At 63.0% G+C, this 18,586-nt stretch carries 17 protein-coding genes; 8 read left to right on the top strand and 9 right to left on the bottom strand.

The genetic code is table 11. The annotated features are described in order from the left end of the window. Positions 1 to 164 precede the first annotated feature (164 nt). Genes V3587_RS14215 through V3587_RS14205 form a run of 3 tightly spaced genes read left to right on the top strand, consistent with a single transcriptional unit; the run spans position 165 to position 4,225 of the window. A complete protein-coding gene (locus V3587_RS14215; RefSeq protein ID WP_095970394.1) occupies positions 165 to 1,142 on the top strand; it encodes a TauD/TfdA dioxygenase family protein in 978 nt (325 codons plus the stop codon). Then, positions 1,139 to 3,460, top strand: coding sequence for an arylsulfatase (locus tag V3587_RS14210; protein WP_283376755.1), 2,322 nt, complete (start codon positions 1,139 to 1,141; stop codon positions 3,458 to 3,460). Before V3587_RS14215 ends, V3587_RS14210 begins: the two co-directional genes overlap by 4 nt. Positions 3,461 to 3,475: 15 nt before the next feature. Then, entirely contained in the window at positions 3,476 to 4,225 is a 750-nt protein-coding gene (locus V3587_RS14205; RefSeq protein ID WP_095970396.1) for an SDR family NAD(P)-dependent oxidoreductase, read from the top strand. A gap of 15 nt (positions 4,226 to 4,240) precedes the next feature. Here V3587_RS14205 and V3587_RS14200 read toward each other — a convergent pair whose 3' ends face one another. The 4 genes from V3587_RS14200 to V3587_RS14185 form a co-directional block, all read right to left on the bottom strand. Next, the gene (locus tag V3587_RS14200) at positions 4,241 to 4,999 is read right to left on the bottom strand and encodes an ESX secretion-associated protein EspG (RefSeq protein ID WP_283376756.1); all 759 of its coding nucleotides are present in this window, start codon (positions 4,997 to 4,999) and stop codon (positions 4,241 to 4,243) included. After that, positions 4,996 to 6,525 (bottom strand): hypothetical protein, encoded by a 1,530-nt coding sequence (locus V3587_RS14195; RefSeq protein WP_283376757.1) that lies wholly within the window; start codon positions 6,523 to 6,525, stop codon positions 4,996 to 4,998. Before V3587_RS14195 ends, V3587_RS14200 begins: the two co-directional genes overlap by 4 nt. A gap of 128 nt (positions 6,526 to 6,653) precedes the next feature. Continuing rightward, the gene (locus V3587_RS14190) at positions 6,654 to 7,850 is read right to left on the bottom strand and encodes a L,D-transpeptidase (RefSeq protein WP_283376758.1); all 1,197 of its coding nucleotides are present in this window, start codon (positions 7,848 to 7,850) and stop codon (positions 6,654 to 6,656) included. A 32-nt stretch (positions 7,851 to 7,882) separates the two neighbouring features. After that, positions 7,883 to 8,926 carry a UDP-N-acetylmuramate dehydrogenase gene (locus V3587_RS14185; RefSeq protein ID WP_283376759.1) on the bottom strand — a complete coding sequence of 348 codons (1,044 nt, stop codon included), beginning with the start codon at positions 8,924 to 8,926 and terminating at the stop codon, positions 7,883 to 7,885. A 74-nt stretch (positions 8,927 to 9,000) separates the two neighbouring features. On the opposite strand from V3587_RS14185, the gene V3587_RS14180 reads away from it, so the two are divergent. From V3587_RS14180 to V3587_RS14170, 3 genes are all read left to right on the top strand, one after another. Next, positions 9,001 to 9,498, top strand: coding sequence for a DUF2505 domain-containing protein (locus tag V3587_RS14180; RefSeq protein ID WP_095970400.1), 498 nt, complete (start codon positions 9,001 to 9,003; stop codon positions 9,496 to 9,498). Between the two features lie 77 nt (positions 9,499 to 9,575). Further along, positions 9,576 to 10,076: a DUF2505 domain-containing protein gene (locus V3587_RS14175; RefSeq protein WP_095970401.1), complete on the top strand. Its 501-nt coding sequence runs from the start codon at positions 9,576 to 9,578 to the stop codon at positions 10,074 to 10,076. 7 nt (positions 10,077 to 10,083) lie between these two features. Then, a complete protein-coding gene (locus tag V3587_RS14170) occupies positions 10,084 to 10,872 on the top strand; it encodes an SAM-dependent methyltransferase (RefSeq protein WP_095970402.1) in 789 nt (262 codons plus the stop codon). A gap of 70 nt (positions 10,873 to 10,942) precedes the next feature. On the opposite strand, the gene V3587_RS14165 is transcribed toward V3587_RS14170, so the two are convergent. The 3 genes from V3587_RS14165 to V3587_RS14155 form a co-directional block, all read right to left on the bottom strand. After that, positions 10,943 to 12,985 carry an Ig-like domain-containing protein gene (locus V3587_RS14165; protein WP_283376760.1) on the bottom strand — a complete coding sequence of 681 codons (2,043 nt, stop codon included), beginning with the start codon at positions 12,983 to 12,985 and terminating at the stop codon, positions 10,943 to 10,945. A gap of 81 nt (positions 12,986 to 13,066) precedes the next feature. Further along, positions 13,067 to 14,503, bottom strand: a complete 1,437-nt coding sequence (locus tag V3587_RS14160) for an Ig-like domain-containing protein (RefSeq protein WP_283376761.1) — start codon at positions 14,501 to 14,503, stop codon at positions 13,067 to 13,069. A 312-nt stretch (positions 14,504 to 14,815) separates the two neighbouring features. Continuing rightward, positions 14,816 to 15,394 carry a type IV toxin-antitoxin system AbiEi family antitoxin domain-containing protein gene (locus V3587_RS14155; protein WP_095970405.1) on the bottom strand — a complete coding sequence of 193 codons (579 nt, stop codon included), beginning with the start codon at positions 15,392 to 15,394 and terminating at the stop codon, positions 14,816 to 14,818. Positions 15,395 to 15,521: 127 nt separating this feature from the next. Between V3587_RS14155 and V3587_RS14150 the strand changes: the two genes are divergently transcribed. After that, complete coding sequence (locus tag V3587_RS14150) at positions 15,522 to 16,292, top strand: LmeA family phospholipid-binding protein (RefSeq protein WP_007735358.1); 771 nt, start codon at positions 15,522 to 15,524, stop codon at positions 16,290 to 16,292. On the opposite strand, the gene deoC is transcribed toward V3587_RS14150, so the two are convergent. Next, entirely contained in the window at positions 16,289 to 16,954 is a 666-nt protein-coding gene (gene deoC / locus V3587_RS14145; protein WP_095970489.1) for a deoxyribose-phosphate aldolase, read from the bottom strand. The two genes, V3587_RS14150 and deoC, sit on opposite strands and share 4 nt — an antisense overlap. 64 nt (positions 16,955 to 17,018) lie before the next feature. Here deoC and purU point away from each other — a divergent pair, with 64 nt between their 5' ends. After that, on the top strand, positions 17,019 to 17,906 hold the full coding sequence (purU, locus tag V3587_RS14140) for a formyltetrahydrofolate deformylase (protein WP_003941509.1): 888 nt from the start codon (positions 17,019 to 17,021) through the stop codon (positions 17,904 to 17,906). On the opposite strand, the gene V3587_RS14135 is transcribed toward purU, so the two are convergent. After that, positions 17,903 to 18,580 carry a GntR family transcriptional regulator gene (locus V3587_RS14135; protein WP_185564635.1) on the bottom strand — a complete coding sequence of 226 codons (678 nt, stop codon included), beginning with the start codon at positions 18,578 to 18,580 and terminating at the stop codon, positions 17,903 to 17,905. The two genes, purU and V3587_RS14135, sit on opposite strands and share 4 nt — an antisense overlap. Between the last annotated feature and the right edge of the window lie 6 nt (positions 18,581 to 18,586).

Raw genomic sequence — 18,586 nt, 5'->3', positions numbered from 1 at the left:
TAGGTGACCCGCAAAGCGGCAGGCTGGTCGGTCGACATGGCTCCAAAAGTAGCAGCTTCACCGAGATTCACAAATCAGGTGCGGTAACGATCACACTGAACGCAACCCTGTCGTGGCGAAATCTCGCGTGTTTGGGTGGGCACACTCCCCACGAAAGGTGCACCATGTCTACAGCTTTCGCCAAGCCGACTCTCACGAACACGGCATCAACGAACGGGGTGGCTGCTGACGCCGCTCGCGGCACTGTCACCACCCTCGGCGCGCATATCGGCGCCCGAATCGACGGAATCACTCTCGGCGGGCACCTCGACCCGGCGACGATCTCACTCATCCGACAGGCCCTTCTCGAGCACAAGGTGATCTTCTTCCGCGGGCAGGACCACCTCGACAACGATTCGCAGTACGAGTTCGCCCAGCTACTGGGCACCCCGACCACTGCCCACCCCACGGTGAAGTCGCACGGCGCAAAAGTTCTGCCCATCGATTCGGACCTGGGCAAGGCCAACAGCTGGCACACCGACGTCACCTTCGTCGATCGCATCCCCAAGGCCTCGATCCTGCGCGCGGTGCAGCTCCCCGAGTACGGCGGTTCCACCACGTGGGCGTCGGGGGTAGCCGCGTACAACGGACTGCCGGATCCGCTCAAGGCACTCGCGGAGAACCTCTGGGCCCGTCACACGAACGTCTACGACTACGCGGCCACCAGCGCCGAGCGGCTCACCGAAGATCGCACGGCCGCCTACCGCGAGGAGTTCCAGTCCACGTACTTCGAGACGGAACACCCGGTGGTGCGTGTACACCCCGAAACCGGAGAGCGCACGCTCGTCCTCGGACATTTTGTCAAGAACTTCGTCGGGTTGAGCACCGAACAGTCGAACGGTGTGTTCAAACTCTTGCAGGACCACGCCATCAAGCTCGAGTACACGACGCGATGGAACTGGGCGGCGGGTGACGTCGCGATCTGGGACAACCGCGCCACCCAGCATTACGCGATCGCCGACTACGACGACCAGTACCGCCGTCTGGAGCGCATCACACTTGCCGGTGACATTCCGGTCAACATCCACGGGGAACGAAGCCGGAGCATAGCCGGCGACGCTTCCGAATACTCGGTTATCGAAGGTGCCTCGACCAACTCATGACGCACGCAGATTCCGCCCTTCCGCCGCACGCGCGCGGCTACGAAGGCTTCGAGGGTCGAATCGGCCGCACTGCAGCCGATTCGACCCCGTCGTGGCCCACCGCCACGGCCCCGGCCCCCGGCTCACCCAACATCGTCGTGGTTCTGATCGACGACATGGGATACAGCGACATCGGGCCGTTCGGCTCCGAGATCGAGACTCCGACCCTCGATCGCCTTGCCGCGCAGGGTATTCGAATGACCAACTATCACACGACGCCCCTCTGCTCGCCGTCGCGCGCCGCTCTTCTCACCGGCCTCAATCCGCACCGCGCCGGATACGGATTCGTCGCCAACGCCGATCCGGGATACCCCGGACTGCGCCTGGAATTGGCCGACGACGTACAGACACTCCCCGAAATCCTCCGCGGCGCAGGCTATGCCACCTATGCGGTGGGCAAGTGGCATCTCGTGCGCGACGCAAACCTCGCCCCCGGACGAAGTCGTGACTCCTGGCCGACTCAGCGCGGATTCGATCGCTACTACGGCTCTCTCGAAGGACTGAACTCCTTCTACTACCCCAATCAACTGATCTCCGACAATTCAGTGGTCGACGTCGACGAGTATCCCGAGGGCTACTACCTCACCGACGATCTGACCGACAAGGCCGTCGGGTACATCAAGGACCTTCGCGCCCACGATCAGGACAAGCCGTTCTTCCTTTACTTCGCACACGTCGCCATGCACGGACCGTTGCAGGCCAAACCCGCCGATCAAGCGAAATACCGCGGTCGCTACGACGAGGGCTGGGATCGAATCCGCGAGTCGCGGTTCGCCTCTCAGCTACTGCAGGGACTCTTTCCGGAGGGGACACGACAGGCACCGCGTAACTCCGAACCCGGGTTCGACGTGCCCGAATGGGATTCGCTCACGCCGGAGGTGCGGTCTCGGTTCGCCCGCTACATGGAGGTGTACGCGGCGATGGTCGACTCGATCGATCAGAGCGTCGGACGCATCGTCGACACCCTGGACGAACTGGGCGAACTCGACAACACGATCATCGTCTTCACCTCGGACAACGGCGGCACCGCCGAGGGCGGTTCGGACGGGACTCGAAGCTACTTCGCGCAGTTCGCGCATATCCAGGATCCAGACTGGGTCGGCGATGTCCCCCACGACGAATCCCTCATCGGCGGACCTGAATTGGGCGTGCACTATCCACGTGGATGGGGGCAGACGTCCAACACCCCCTTCCGGTTCTACAAAGGGCAATCCTTTGCCGGTGGAATCCGTGTTCCCTTCCTCCTGTCCTGGCCCGCGGGACTGAAACCCGAAGCGGGCGACAACGGGATCCGCGACCAGTTCGCGTATGTCACCGACCTGACGCCGACGCTTCTCGAACTGGCCGGAATCGAAACCCCCACCGTGCGAAACGGGCTGCCTGTCAAGGAGTTCGACGGCGCGTCGAGCGCGCCGGTTCTGCGTTCACCCACCGCTCCGAGTACCCACACCGAGCAGTACACCGAGGTGACCGGAATCCGCGGCTACTACAAGGACGGATGGAAACTGCTGGCGCTCGCTCCAGCTGACATCGACAAACCGCACTGGCAATTGTTCGACGTCCGAACCGACCCGACCGAGCTCGACGACCTCGCATCACGGTTTCCCGACAAAGTTCGCGAACTCGCCGAGGCCTGGGACCACTCGGCGTGGGCGAACACCGTGTTTCCTCTACTGGGCAATACCGTCGGCGCGGTTCGCCGTCCGGAGGAGGAGGCACTCTCACGCCCGGTGCGTCTACTTGCGGGAACGCCCCCACTGGAGCGCTACCGCTCATCCAAACTGATCGGGTTCCGTGACTTCGACATCACGATCGAACTCGACGGTTACCGCGAAGGCGACGCCGGCGTCCTTGTCGCCCATGGGGATCCACAAGGTGGATATCTTCTCTACGTCGAGGACGGCAACCTGCATCTCGGATACAACGCCTTCGGTTCCTACTCCGTGGTCGATGCGGGGCCATTGCCGGTCGGCACCAAGCGAATCGACGTGTCCGTGGCGGTGTTACCGCGGTTGCGTTGGGATCTCCACGTCAGCGTCGACGGCATTCACGCGGGCCAACTGCTCGGGCAAGTACAACTGGTCGGGATGGCGCCGTGGACCGGCATCTCGGTCGGGGTCGACGCCAGAGGACCTGTGTCGTGGGAAGTACGACGGCGCCACGGACCATTCCGGTACAGCGGGGCGCTGCGCGCCGTCACCTACACCCCCGGCCCGGTCAAGGTACCGCGTCGTCACATTGAATCCATCGAACGGGAAGCAGAGTATGCCGCCGACTAGCCCTACGATTGCGTCATGACCATTTCTTCCGATGCCCGCATCGCCGTAGTCACCGGAGCCAGCTCCGGAATCGGTGAGGCCACCGCCCGCACCCTGGCAGCTCAGGGATTCCACGTCGTGATCGGTGCTCGCCGCGTCGATCGTCTCGAGAAGATCGCCGAGGAGATCGGTGGTACCGCGCTCGAACTCGACGTCACCGACGAGGATTCCGTCGACGCATTTGCCGCCGTGGTCCCCCGTGTCGACGTGCTGGTCAACAACGCCGGTGGCGCGAAGGGCCTGGCGACGGTCCTGGACGCCGATCTGGACGACTGGCGATGGATGTGGGAGACCAATGTCCTGGGCACGTTGCGTGTGACGAAAGCACTGCTGCCCAAGCTGATCGATTCGGGTGACGGTCTGGTCGTGACCATCACCTCGGTAGCGGCGCTGGAGGCATACGACAACGGTTCGGGCTACACCACCGCCAAGCACGCTCAAGCCGTCCTTCATCGGACATTGCGCGGTGAACTCTTGGGTAAGCCCGTTCGTCTGACCGAAATCGCGCCCGGAGCAGTGGAGACCGAATTCTCACTCGTCCGGTTCGAAGGTGATCAGGACAAGGCCGACAAGGTGTACGAGGGAATCACACCGTTGGTGGCGCAGGACATCGCCGAGATCATCGGTTTCGTCGCGTCCAGGCCGTCACACGTGAACCTCGATCAGATCGTCGTCAAGCCGCGGGATCAGGCAAGCCCCGGTCGGTTCCACCGCACCACCAGCTAGTTCGAACAACTCTGGCTAACCAGTCCGAATCGCCCGGTGCAGGACGAGGCCGAGATTGCGTGCAATCTCGGCCTCCGTCATTTCCGCGGAAGCGCTGCGGGCAGTCACTGTTTCACCGGCGGTGATGATGTACCGACCGTCACCGGCATAGTCGTACCAGTGGAAAGTCATGCCGTCGTCGGTCGGCCTGCTGTCGACGGCTCCGCCCGGATATACAGTGACTTCACCGATCGAGGTCCGCTCTCGGCCGAAGAACCTGCTCACTTCCTCACTCGCTCGCGCACCGTCGACACTGCGCAGAAAACCCTGTTTACCACTAGGTTTCGACGTTTCGATGCTCACCCCACGCTCCGATCCGGCGGGGCAGGTCGGCAGGTGATCGACGAGCATCCGTGGAATTGCCGATGGCCGTGCCACGGTGAGAACCACGTCGGAGCCACAGTCGACAGTCCTGCCGGGCAGTTGAGCCAGGAGCACACCCAGGTCGCCGGCGACAGCACCGTGCAATCGCGTCGCCGTGCTCATTCTCTGTCCGTGAAAACCGGAAACCTCCACGCGAGCATCAGGATTCGCAAGAACACCGAGAACGTGATGCAGCCGATCGTCGAGTACGCAAGACAGGTGCGCTCCCGCTCGACGACGCTGCGCTGTCAGCTCGTCCATGGTTTCGGCCGCCGGACGAAATCGCAGCGGGTACGGGAGTCGGTCGCGTCCGATCGCTTCCCAGAGGATCGAGAATTCGAGGCCGGTGAACTGCCACCGCGTGGTCGTCATTCGCCCAACACCGCCGGAGAGACCATGGGCAGGTCGCCGATCAGGGCGTTGCCGTTCTCGACCGTGACGAGGTAGCCGGGGGTGTCGTGAACGTTGTCTTCGTCGTGTCCTTGTCCGCGTCCCGGTGCCATGCCGCCGACGCCACCCATCGCGCCCCGACCGCTCTGCGCGCCCGACGCCGAGGTACCGCCAGTTCCGTTGACGCCCCCACGTCCGCCACCGGCGAGGCCGCCGGAGCCGCCGGAGCCGCCAGGCCCGAGAGCGCCACCTCCGGTTCCGACAGGCCCGAAGCCGCCGGTACCGATTCCACCTGCGGAACCACCACCCGAACCGCTACCCATGAGGCCTGAAGGCACTCCGGAACCGAGCTGGGCACCATTCGGAGTTGCACCTGCCAGGCCACCTGGCAATGCACCGGACGGCAGTGGGCCGGCATGTGCCGCGGCAGTCCCGGCCGGGCCGGAATCGTTTGCGAACCGGGCAGCATCGGCACCCGAATTCCCTTGAGCATCAACGCCGCTACGGTTGTCACCACGTTCGGAAGCGGTGCCGGATGGGTTCTGACCGGAACCGTCTCCGGCCGGGTTTGCACCGCCGAGGTCTCCACCGTCCGCTCCTCCACCAACTCCGCCACCCGATGTAAATGGCGCGCCGAGTCCGTTCCCCGAACCCGACGTGTTCCCGCCGCCGGAACCACCGCCACCGAATGCGCCGCCCCCAGCCCCTCCACTGCCGGTGACCAGATTGAACGCGGCCGGGAGGATGGGCACCTGGTCGTCCGCACGCTTCATGTACGGCAGATACACGTCCTTCATCACCTGACGCGCTTGACGTTCGGCTTCTTCCGCTTCGTATTGGGCCTGCTTCCACGTAGCCCCGGGAACCATGCTGAGGATCATCTCGACCGTCGAGGCGCCGTCGGGTGCCGGAATCGAGCGTTTGGCCTCGTGGAGTGCGATCTTCGCCTCCTCGATCTTGTTCGAGATCAGGTCGACCCGCACCTTCAGCTCACCCGCATCTGCCGAGTAGGCCAGCACGGCTTCCAACGCCGCCGAGCCGCCCCGCCCCTGCCAGCCTTCGGTGATCGCGCCGTTCACATCGCTCCGGAACTTCCCGATGCCGGCTTCCACCCGACCGGCAATTGCCTTCCAGGCCTCGCCGATTGCGCTCAGGGTTGCCGGATCCATCTCGTTGACGTGATCGAAGATTTCGGAGTGCGACATCGCGTCGAACGGATCGTCGTCCACGATTGCATGTTCGCTGTACTGCAGCGACGAGGTCTGAGCGGAGAGGGCATCGCGCTCGCCCCAGGCCCGTGCGCGCTCCGCATCGGCGTCAGCAGTCGCAGCAGCCATCTCGTCGTCGAACGCTCCGCGGTCGTCGGTCACGGATTGAACCAGAGCAGATGTAGCGATTGCGCTCGCGATGGGAGTGCCGACAACCGGCAATGCCGCCACGCCGGGAGGCACGGCCCGCGTCGCTTCGGAGATCCTTCCCAGCACGTCTTCCAGAAATGGAATGCCCACCGCTGTCCCCCTGAAGTCGAAGATCCCCGTCAGACTCCCCGAGCCGACAGCACTTACCTGTACTGACGGATGCAGAGCACGGACGGTTCCCTTCGTCCACCGATTTCTCGGTTCACAGCAGGAGAAATCTAAGCCAGTGCAGACATCGACTTCCAGGTCGGCAGATCTATCGCCCAGTCGTAGATGTCGCCGTCCGCAGGAGACAGGTCGATCGACGTGCCGGTCACCTCGACGGGGTCACCGTAGAGAGCCGTTCCGAAGTACTCCTGCGCGTCGGACGTCGACAGATTGATGCAACCGTTCGTGACGTTCGACGAGCCCTGCACCCCGGTGGTTTCAGGATTGGCGTGGATGAATTCGCCGTTGTTGGAGATGCGCACCGCCCAACGCTCACGCACGTTCTCGTAGAACGGCGGATTGGACATCATGAAGTCTTCGTACTTCTCCGTCACCATGTGAATGCCGCTGCGCGTGACGTTTCGAGGTTCGTTTCCCTCGCCGTAGCTGACGGGAATGTCCATGATCGTCTGACCGTCGCGCACCACCTGCATGCGGTGGCTCGGCGCGTTCGCCTTGACGATCTGGCTACGACCGATCGTGAAGTCGAGCGTGAGATCCTGGTCACCGAAGGCGCCACCGCCGTAGTTCAGGCCGTAGAGCTTGGCGTCCAGATGGACAGTTGTGCCCGGCACCCAGTAATCGGCCGGACGCCAATGGGCCCGTGATCCGCCGTTGTCGTCGGCCAGCCATGCCCACGATCCGGCGGTGGGCGGCACGGTGGTCACGACAAGCGCCTTCTCGACGGCCGCCTTGTCGACGACGGAGTTGTCGAACTGCAACGTGATCGGTGCCGCGATACCAACTTCCTGGCCGTCGGCGATGTTGAGGGTGGCGCCGGTGGTCGACTCCGGGGCAACCGTCGTGAAGCTCCCCTGAACCGGCACCGCTTTGCCGTCGGTTCCGGTTGCCGCACCCGACCACGAATACGTGGTGCCGTAGCCGAGTGCCTCACTGACGGTGAAGGTTGTCTTGTCAGGCGACAGTTGCCCGGCGACGGCCTTACCGGCCGCGTTGCTGAGATTGACGTCCGACAGTGTTCCCTGGGTCACCGCTACCGAGACGGGAGCTACCGGGCTGACGTCTTTGGTGCCTGGTGCGGGCGTCGACACCACGGTCGCGACCGGGGCCGGTTCGGCGGCGGCCGCGCCGCCCTGTCCGTCCTTGCCGCCGATCGTGCAGCCGACTACGGCCACCATCACAGCGAGTAAAACAGCTACCAACGCAACAAGACGCGAACGACTTCTCCGACCACCCAGCTCATGCACTTCAACAGGCTACCTGCGGGCTCTGTCAGGAATCAGATGGTGCAGCCCACAGTTACCGGTTCCGGTTCCAGCCGGACGCCGAACGCGGCCTCGACGCCGTCGCGCACTGTCTGCGCGAGCGAGACCACATCCGCACTTGTTGCGGACCCTCTGTTGGTCAACGCCAAGGTGTGTTTGGTCGACAGCCTGGCCGGTGCATCTTCGCCGGGATAACCCTTCGAGAATCCGGCCCGTTCGATCAACCATCCGGCCGAGAGCTTGGTTCCACCACTGCCGGGGAACTGTGGCACGGTGACGTCTCCGAGCTGTTCGGTGATGGCCCCGAGCACAGCAGGCAGCTCCGCCTCCGGCACCACGGGGTTGGTGAAGAAGGAACCCGCGCTCCAGGTGTCGTGGTCGAACGGATCGAGGACCATCGCCTTACCGGTCCGCAACTCCAGAACTGCCTCGCGGACCTGCGACGCAGGCAACCGCGCGCCTTCCTCGGCGCCGAGTGCAGTGAACAGTTCGCGGTACGCGAGCGGGGCGCTCAATCCGTCGGTCGACGCGTCGAATTCGACGGCCAGAACCAGTGCTGCATCCGAATGCTTGAGAACGCTCGACCGATAACCCAATTCGAGTGTCGACGGTTCGACCCACGACACTTCCCCGCTGCGTCGGTCGAGCAATTGAACCTGCCGGAGCCGCGAGCCAACCTCGACGCCGTACGCGCCGACGTTCTGCACCGGCGTCGCACCGGTCGAGCCCGGAATCCCGGACAGACATTCGAGGCCGCCCAGTTCCGCGGCGACGGATTGGCCGACTACTTCGTCCCACACTGCGCCCGCTTCGGCGACGACGCGGTCCGTGTCGAGGCTCACGGTGGTGTTGGCCACACGAACGACAACTCCGTCGAATCCCGCGTCGGAGATCACGAGATTGGACCCGCCGGCGAGAATCAGCGTCGGGATCTGCTCGCGATCGAGCAGCGTCACGACGTCGATCAACGACTGCGTCGTCGGGCATTCGGCGAGCAGCCGCGCCGGTCCCCCGATTCGGAGCGTCGTCAATCCCGACAAGTCAACGTTCTCGGACACGAAAGCGCCTGATTCCACGACGCGTCTGCCAATGGTTACGTCCCACACATCGATAAACGGTAGCCTCCACAATCGTGAGCCGTCGCATCGAGCATTCGTCGAAGTACACAGTCCCCGCCGAGAAGGTCCATGAGGCGGTGACCTCCGAGCAGTACTGGCGCGACCGAATCGTCGCTGTCGGCGGTCCCGGCGCAACGATCGAAGAGCTGACCGTGCGCGACGAGACCGTCGCGGTCACGATGTCGCAGATCATTGCCGCCGAACACCTCCCGAGCATGGTGTCGAAGGTTGTCAACGGCGACATCGTCATCAAACGCAGCGAAACGATGGCGCCGTTCAAGGACGGCAAGGCCACCGGCACCTTCTCCGCCCACGTCGACGGCGTTCCCGCCCGTATCGAGGGCACTCAGGTCCTGACGGGTGACGAGAACTCCGCCACTCTCGAGATCGACGGTGAGGTCGAGGTCAAGATCCCGTTCCTCGGCGGAAAGATCGAAAGCGCGATTGTCGACGAGGTTGTCCGGCTCATCCAGGCCGAGCAGGACTTCACCCGGGAGTGGATCGCGAAGTAATTCGCTGCGGGCGGCGACAGTTTGTCGATACAGCCAATTTGCCTTGTCACAGCGCGTAACCGGTATTCTTTCCGATCATGGCTCGCCGCATCGACTACTCCGCCCGCTATCAGCACTCCCCCGAGCAGGTCTACGCGGCGCTGGCGGACCGCTCGTACTGGGAGGCCCGCGTCGACGAGATGCGCAAGCATTCCGAGAACCATGTCGAACATTTCGAGGTCACCGATTCCGGAATCGATCTCGTGCTCCACCACATTCTTCCGCGTACCGATTTGCCGGACATCGCACAGACTGTGATGAAGAAGGACCTGGTCATCACCCGTAAGGAGTCGTACGGCGCCTTCGGTGACACCGTGACCGGCACATACGAGGCTTCGATCCCGGCCGGTCCGGGAAGTCTGTCCGGAACCATGGAGTTGTTCGCCACCGATACCGGGTCCACGCTACGAACCACGTCCGAGGCCAAGGTATTCATACCGTTCATCGGCGCGAAGTTGGAACAGCTCATGCTCATCAACCTCGTCGATCTGTTCCGCACCGAAGCTCAGGTCACGGCGACCTGGCTCGCCGCTCGCTGAAGCCGTCGTGAAGAAGGCTCCACCCCCGAAGATCGAGGGGGTCATCACCCGTGGCACGACGGGGATCAACCGACTACGCCGTAGTGACCGGTGGATCGTCCACAACCGGACGATTGCGCATGCCCTGAACAACGCAGCCGATCCGTTGATCGTCGACCTCGGATACGGAGCGAGGCCGGACACCACCTTCGAGATGGCAAGCCGCCTCACCGCTGTCCGGCGGGATCGACGCGTCATCGGCCTCGAGATCGACCCTGCCCGCGTGGTCGAGAGTCGTGACGGTGTCAGCTTCGCCCGTGGTGGATTCGAACTGGCCGGTCTCACACCCGTTTTCGTACGCGCCTTCAACGTGCTCCGGCAGTACCCGGAGGACGCCGTGGGTTCGGCCTGGTCGCACATCCAGTCCGGCCTCGCACCAGGCGGACTGCTACTCGACGGAACCTGCGACGAACTCGGGAGGCGTTGCGCCTGGGTGCTTCTCGACGCCGATCGTCCCTTGACCCTGACACTGGCATGGGATCCCTTCGACATCGATCGCCCTTCCGACATCGCCGAACGTCTCCCGAAGGCCCTCATCCACCGCAACGTTCCGGGCGAGCCGATCCATGCACTGCTCAGCGCTGCCGATCGAGCCTGGGCAACTGCCGCGCCGCACGCCTCCTTCGGCCCTCGCCACCGCTGGGCCGCTGCCTTGGAGATTCTTCGGGCGCAGGGAATTCCCGTTCAACCGGCGCGACGTCGCCTTCGCGACTGCATCTTGACGGTGCCCTGGCATGTGGTGGCGCCGAACCCCTGAAGTCGCCGACGTGAAACGCCCCGCCGCGGAGGTTCTCTCCGCGGCGGGGCGTCTTCGTGCAAGCGTCGGGCTAGGACCCGAAGATGTTTTCCAGGCTTCCGAGCGAACCGGTCGAACTGCCGCCGTTGCCGGGCTCTCCGCCGTCGGACTCTGCCGTGACCTTGACAGTGACTGCAGTCTGGGTCTCGGAACCGAGGTAGCCGTCGGTTCCGCTGAACACCGCGGTGATTCGGCGATCACCGAGTTCGGTGAAGGTATGCGAGAGCGTGGCCTTGCCGTTCACTACCGCAACCGGTCCGCCGATCGGGGTGGTTCCGTCCATGAACTGGACCGTTCCCGCACTGAGCGTAGGAACAACTGCCGCAACAAGATCGACCTTCGCGCCCTTGACCGCTGACGTCGGAGCGCTCACGGTGATGGACGTTTCCTGATCCTCCGCAGCCGGAGCTGTGACCGAAACCGTTTGCGCGGCCGAGGTAGAGGTGAGAAATCCTGCTGCACCCGAGTACACCGCCGTGATGTCGTGAGTGCCAACGCTCGCGAACTCGTGCATGATCGACGCTTTGCCGTCTACGACCGGCACCGCCGAGCCGAGATTGCCCGAGCCGTCCTTGAACTGCACCGTGCCACCCACCGGCGACGGAGTGACCGTCACGGAGAGACCCACTGCCGTACCGGTTTTCGCATCCGCCGGAACTGTCAAGACCGTCTGGGTCTGCTGGTCGGTGGGAGCCGGCGCCTTGACGTTCACAGTCTGGGTGTTCGACGTCGACCCCAGGTAGTTGCCCGAACCCGAGAATACTGCGGTGATGCTGTACTCGCCCGCCACGTTGAAGGTCGGCATGGTTGTCGCCTTACCCGCGGCGTCCACGGGAACCGAGGGGCCCAGATCCCTGCCACCTTCCTTGAACTGCACGGTGCCACCTGCAGCACCGGTAGAGACCGAGGCAGTGAACGACAATGCCTCTCCGGTCGAAGCGGTCGACGGACCGACGAGAGTGGTCGTGGTGTTCTCCTCGACCACCACCGGAGCGACCGTCAAAGCATGCGGCGCTGACGTCGAGGTTTGGTAGACGCCGGAACCGGAGTACACCGCCACGATCGAATGTGCGCCTTCTGCATAGGAATTCGCCAGTGACGCCTTGCCGTTGGCGTCGACCGCAACAGCGCCGCCGAGGTCGGTTGCACCGTCCTTGAACTGCACCGTTCCACCCGCCGGGACAGGAGAGACCGAAGCTTCGAGGGTTACGGACTCACCTGCGACCGCACTCGCGGGACCGGTAATCGTGGTGGCGGTGTTCTTGTCGGCTTCGGACACGACGACGTCGATTGCCGACGACGTGGAGGTCGCTACTTTGGCATTACCGAGATATTTGGCCGTTACGCTGTGCGTCCGGACGTCAGCAGCTGTCCAGGCAAGTGTTGCAACACCATTGGAAAGAGCGCCCGCACCGATCTTGGTGGCACCGTCGAAGAACTCCACCGAATCACCGTCAGCACCACCGGTCACCGTCGCACTCAAAGACACCGACTGCCCCACCTGAGCGCCGCCGACGGGCGCAAGTGCCGTCGTCGATACGTTCTTCGACACCGTCACCGCCGGGCCCTTGTTCTGGAAATCTGAACTCGTCACCGATGCGTTGTAGTGCACCGAGGTATCCAACGGCACGTCCCGCGCGCAATCGGCGCCCACCGTGTACTTGAACTCGAAAGTCTTCGAGTCGTTGTTATACAGCGGCCACTCTGTCAGTGACCCCTTCACACGAACAAAATCAGCACCCTTGGACTCGACACTCCGCGCCGAACCGTTCACCTTTGCCGAACCCTCGACGTACGTCAGACACGTCGGATGAACATCCTTGATCGCGTACAGGTAATCCACGACGATGTTTTTTCGCTTGAACACAGTCTTCACGGTGATCGTCTCACCCTCGGACGGAGTCACATTGCTGATGGTCCGCGTGTATTCGTAGTTGTTCGCATTCCACGTCAACGAACCTGGTGTCTCTGGTGCAGCTCCTGCGATACCGACACCCGCAACCACGGCAAAACCCGCAGAAACAGCAAACACACTCAAACCTGCAACTGCACGACGTGCAGAACCTACAGACATAGATTTTCCTTCTCGAGAAGTGAGGGATATGGGTGATGCCCCACCACCTGAAGCGGGCGGGGCATCACCGGGTATCGATTGCTAGGAGCCGAAGATGTTGCCGAGGCTGCCGAGCGAACCGGTGCCGTTTCCTGGTTCTTCACCGTCGACCGGTGCGGCGATCTGGACGGAGACCTGATCGGAGGATGCCGTCACCGTGCCGGCGCCCGAGTACTCCGCCGCGACAATTCGCTGCCCCTGAGTTGACGGCTTCCACGAGATGCTGGCTTTTCCGGAGGAGTCGACCGTCGCCGTGCCGATGACGGTCTCGCCGTCCTTGAAAGTGACTGTGCCACCGGCATTTGCAGGACTGATCTGAGCGGAGATCGTCTGTGCAACGCCGACCTGCCCCGCCGCTACGCTGAGATCTGTTGTGGAGCTTGTTGTTCCGGCGGGCTGTTCGGCAACTGTCACATTCGTGGTGGTGCTCGATCCGGTGACGCCGGATCGGCCGGCAAACACAGCCTCGACGGTCTGCGCACCTGCAGCCGTCGGAACCCAGGCATACGTCGCTTCACCGTTGCCCGCCACCGGCACCGAAGCAAGCACTGTTCCGCCGACCTTGAACGTGACCGTTCCGCCGGTGCCCGACGCGGACACAGTCGCTTTGAGAGTGGTCGACTTGCCGACCTGCGCGCCCGAGATCGGCGCCAGAGTGGTGCTGGACTGAGCATCGGCCTGCGAAACGTTCACATTCACCGGTGCCGAAGCGGAACCGACTGCGCGCGCCGTGTCGGCGAACTTCGCTGTGATCGAGTGGTCTCCACGGGTGGTCGGCGTCCAGGCAAGTGTTGCAACACCATTGGCAAGAGTGCCCGCACCGATCTTGGAACCGGCGTCGAAGAACTCCACCTGATCACCGTCGGCACCACCAGTCACCGTCGCACTCAGCGCAACAGACTGCCCCACCTGAGCGCCACCGACCCCAGCCAAGGTCGTCGTCGAGACGTTCTTCTGAACCTTGACCGAAGGACCACGACCATTTGTCGTGTCGTTCACCCAAGCCGAACCGTCGAAATGCACTGTGCTTGCCAGATCGGTCCCGCGCTCACACCCTGCGCCGACTCGATACTGAAACTCGAAAGACTTCGTATTGTTCTGATACAACGGCCAATCCGTGATGCTCGCGCTCACACGCACAGAATCAGCGCTTACCGGCGTTTCCGGGGAATAGGCCTTCCCGTTCACCTTCGCCGAGCCCTCGACATACGTCATGCACGACGGATGAAAATCCCGAACCGCGTAGAGGTAATTGACCACAAAGTCGGTCCGCTTGAACACTGTCGTAGAGGTGATCACATCACCTTCCGACGGGGTCGCGTTACTGATCGTTCGTGTGATCTTGTAACCACTCGAATTGAACTCCGCCGTCACCGGAGCCGCACCAGCAACCCCAACACCCGCAACCACCGCAAACCCCGCAGCAACAGCAAACACACTCAAACCACCGACAACGCGACGAACACCACTCACGGACATCCACATCCCTCTCGACAAACGGGGGCAGACAGGCGTCCAGGACAAGCGTCCGTCTGCTTTCGATGCCGTGACGTTATCCCATTGACTGTAAAGTAACTACGCTTTTCGCAGATTTAGTTCATCGGCGACATCGCCGAACTGCAGCAACAGTGGGCTGAACGTCCCGAACCGCCCATTCGGATGCATTCTTACCTGCGCTAAAGACACAATGTTCGCCCGAAAATAGCGAATTACCAATCTCTGATATCGGCGTCATATTCGTTTTCGGGCGTGATGCCAGAAGGTCGCAGGAGCCTCGAAGATCTCTCTCGACTACAGGCTTGCGGCAAGCGCCAACTCCACCCGAACGGCAACGTCGACACTCGCGTTCTCACACGAGAGATACAACTCGTGCGCGTCGAGTCGGCCTATCGCTACGGCATCGGCGACTACTTCATTGAGCAGGACTTGAGAGATTCCACCCGAAGCGAGGTCGTGCACGGTACGCAAAGGCGTGGTGATGCGGATGGGCCCGATCTGTTCGCACTCGTCGTCCGCAAGCGGCAGTCGGTGCAGTGCCACCTGCCGGGTGGGCGCCGCGAGAGGGTGAGCTATCGAGAGGTGAATGAAACGAGGTTGCAGGTGCCCGAGGCCATGGAGGTCAGCGGCGCTGTAGTGCGAGACGGTGGCACTACCGGCGAACCACGTGCACCACTTCGCGAACTCGTCCAAGGCAGTATGCCTGACGCGTTCGAGACGAAAGAGTCCACGGCACTCACATGTCCATGTTCCGGATTCCGTCATTTCTTCCATCAACGCCAGACCGAAACCCAGTTCCGATGCCTGGAGAGCCGTGACAAATCCGCACTGTCGCAGCGCCAGCAGCTCGAGTGACTCGTAGTCCGAAGCCATGACCACCTCCGGTGACCGTCGAAAACGCCGTTTCGAACAGACTACGGGCGACTGTGTCGCGCATCACAGGAATGAGGAAGTGCGTATTCACAGAGTTCGTTCAGACTCGTCGGGAAGAATCTGGCGAATGACTGTCGCAGCGAACAACCCTCGTCCGCGCAACCGAGTGCTCATCATCCTTCTCGTGGTGATCGCCGTACTCGTCGCGGCACTCGTCGGTGGAGAACTGTACGTACGCAACCAGGTGAAGACCTGCATGGCCGATCAGTTCCAGAGCGAACTGGGATCCCAGGTCGACGTCGGGTTGAGCTGGAAGCCCGTGCTCCTGCAGGCAGTCGACAAGAAGGTGCCGTACATCAGCATCGACAGTGACGACTCTTCGTTCGGCCCCGCAACGGGAATGCAGGTTCACGCGAAGGTGAACGACATCAACTTGCAGCCTTCGGCGGGTAACAGCGGCACCATCGGCAGCTCCAGCGCCGACGTCACCTGGTCTACCGCAGGCATTCTCGCCACCTTGCAGGAGCAGACCTTCGGTGGCCTCGTCTCCGGCGTCACCGCCGACTCGAGCGCCGGAACACTCGCTTTCGACGTCGGACCGGTCGGGCTCGCGAAGCTGACAGTCAAGCCCACCGTCACCAACGGCGTAGTCGACGTTCAGACCGTCGGCGCCGAGATTCTGGGATTGGGTCTGCCGACCGACCTGGTCGACGGCATCGTTCAGACACTCACCGACAGCCTGCAGACATACCCGCTGGACATGAAGCCCACGAAGCTGACCGTCACCGACGACGCGATCCAGATCTCACTGGAGGGCGGCGCTTACGCCATGCCCGTCGCCGACGCGAACAACCAGAACACCTCGGCGGTGCCGGACAGCTGCGGCCTGCTGACCTAGTCGGTCAGACCGTCCAATACTGCTCGGGTTCCGGACAATCCGAGGCGGGTGGCGCCGGCTGCAATCATGTCGAGTGCGGCCTGCGTCGTACGTATTCCGCCACTGGCCTTGACTCCCACGCCCGGGCCGACGGTTTGCGCCATCAGTCTGACGGCCTCGACGGTTGCCCCACCTGCAGGGTGGAATCCGGTGGAGGTCTTGACGAAGTTCGCCCCGGCGCGCACGGCTGCGCGGCAGCATTCGACGATGGCCTCGTCGGACAGCGCTGCGGTTTCGAGGATCACCTTGAGGATCGCACTCTCCCCCATCGCCTCACGGACGGTGAGGATGTCTGCGAGCACAGCGCTGTAGTCGCCCGCGACCGCCGCTCCCACGTCGATGACCATGTCGATCTCGGCTGCGCCCTGATCGACGGCCAGTCGCGCCTCGGCACCCTTGACCAGTGAATGATGCTTCCCCGACGGGAATCCGACGACGGCCGCCGTCACCAGTCCGTCGGCGCGAATCGGCAACATCGACGGCGAGACGCAGACAGCCAGCACACCGAGGCTGCGCGCCTCGTCGATCAGGGCGGTCACATCGGCCGCGGTGGCTTCGGGTTTGAGGAGAGTGTGGTCCACCATCGCGGCAACCTGGGAACGAGTGAGTGCAGCTTCAGACATGTTGGAAAGCTTGGCACACCACCACGCGACCGTCGCTGCAGCCGCACCTGAGAGACTAGGCCGCATGACCGCTGCACCTTCGATCGATGATCGTCGCTATGTTCTGTCCCTCGGCTGCCCCGACACCACGGGCATCGTCGCACGCATCTCGACCTTTCTCACCGATGTCGGTGGATGGATCGTGGAGGCCGCGTATCACGCCGATGCCGACACAGGATGGTTCTTCACGCGTCAGGCGGTCCGTGCGTCGTCTGTGAGCATGAGCATCGACGAACTTCGTGAACGGTTCAAAGCTGTTGCGGCCGAGATCGGTCCGGAAACCGAGTGGACTCTTCACGACTCCGGCGCACCCAAGAAGATCGTGTTGCTCGTGAGCAAGGAAGGCCACTGCCTGCATGACCTCCTGGGCCGTGCCGCGGGCGGAGAACTTCCGGCAGAAATCAGCGCCGTCATCGGAAACCACGAAGATCTGCGCAGTGTCACCGAGCGCCACGGGATCGACTTCCACCACGTTCCGTTCGCCAAGGACCCGGCCGAACGCGGACCGTCCTTCGAGAAGGTTCGCGCCCTGGTCGACGCTCACAACCCCGACGCCGTCGTTCTTGCGCGCTTCATGCAAGTGCTGCCGGAATCACTGTGCGAGCACTGGGCCGGACGCGCGATCAACATCCACCACAGCTTCTTGCCGTCGTTCATCGGTGCCCGCCCCTATCACCAGGCGTTCGCCCGCGGCGTGAAGTTGATCGGCGCCACCTGCCACTACGTGACCGCCGAACTCGATGCCGGTCCGATCATCGAGCAGGACGTGATCCGAGTCGACCACGCCGACGATGTCGCCGACATGGTCCGGCAGGGCCGAGACATCGAAAAGCTCGTGCTCTCACGCGGACTGCGCTGGCACCTCGAGGATCGGGTTCTGGTCCACGGGCGCAAGACGGTCGTGTTCAGCTAAGGCTGATCGGCAGGCAAGAGGGCAAGGACCTCCGGTACCGGCCGGAGGTGTGCGGCCAGAATTTCGAGGGCCTTGTCGGCATCGGATTCGTCCAGCGCCGCAACCAAGGCACGATGCTGCGCATTGATCGTGTCCAGGCGGTGCGGTCCCACGTTCAGGGCGCGCACCGCAACTCTCTGTTGCCGTGACCGGAGCGACTCGTAGAGTTCGGTCAGTACCGAGTTCTGTGCAGCTCTGACCATCGCAAGATGAAACTGCCGGTCGAGACCGGAAACCTCGAACCAATCGCGTTCGCGCCCTGCGGCTTCCATCGGTTCGATCAGCTCGATCATCGATGTCGGCGCGCCGAAGCCCCGGGCACACAGCACTGTCACCGCGTGACCCTCGATCAGTTGTCGGCTCTGGTAGACCTCTTCGAGCTCTCGGGCGGTCACCGTTCGTACCTGCGCGCCCTTGCGCGGCAGGAGGGTGATGAACTTTTCGGCGGCGAGCCGATGGAATGCCTCTCTGACCGGTGTACGGGAGACCCCCATAGTTCCGGAGACCCACAGCTCGTCCAGGAATCGTCCGCCTTCGATCGATCCACGAATGATCTCGTCCCGCAACCAGACGTAGACGCGGTCACGTGCCGGCCCCTGGGTCGCTGACGGGTCGGCAGTTGCCGGTGTCGACATCACAAT

The sequence above is a fragment of the Rhodococcus sp. IEGM 1306 genome (assembly GCF_036541985.1).
Taxonomy (GTDB): Bacteria; Actinomycetota; Actinomycetes; order Mycobacteriales; family Mycobacteriaceae; genus Rhodococcus_F; species Rhodococcus_F qingshengii.
Note: the sequence above shows the minus strand (reverse complement) of the source record. Positions and strands in the feature narration are given on the sequence as shown.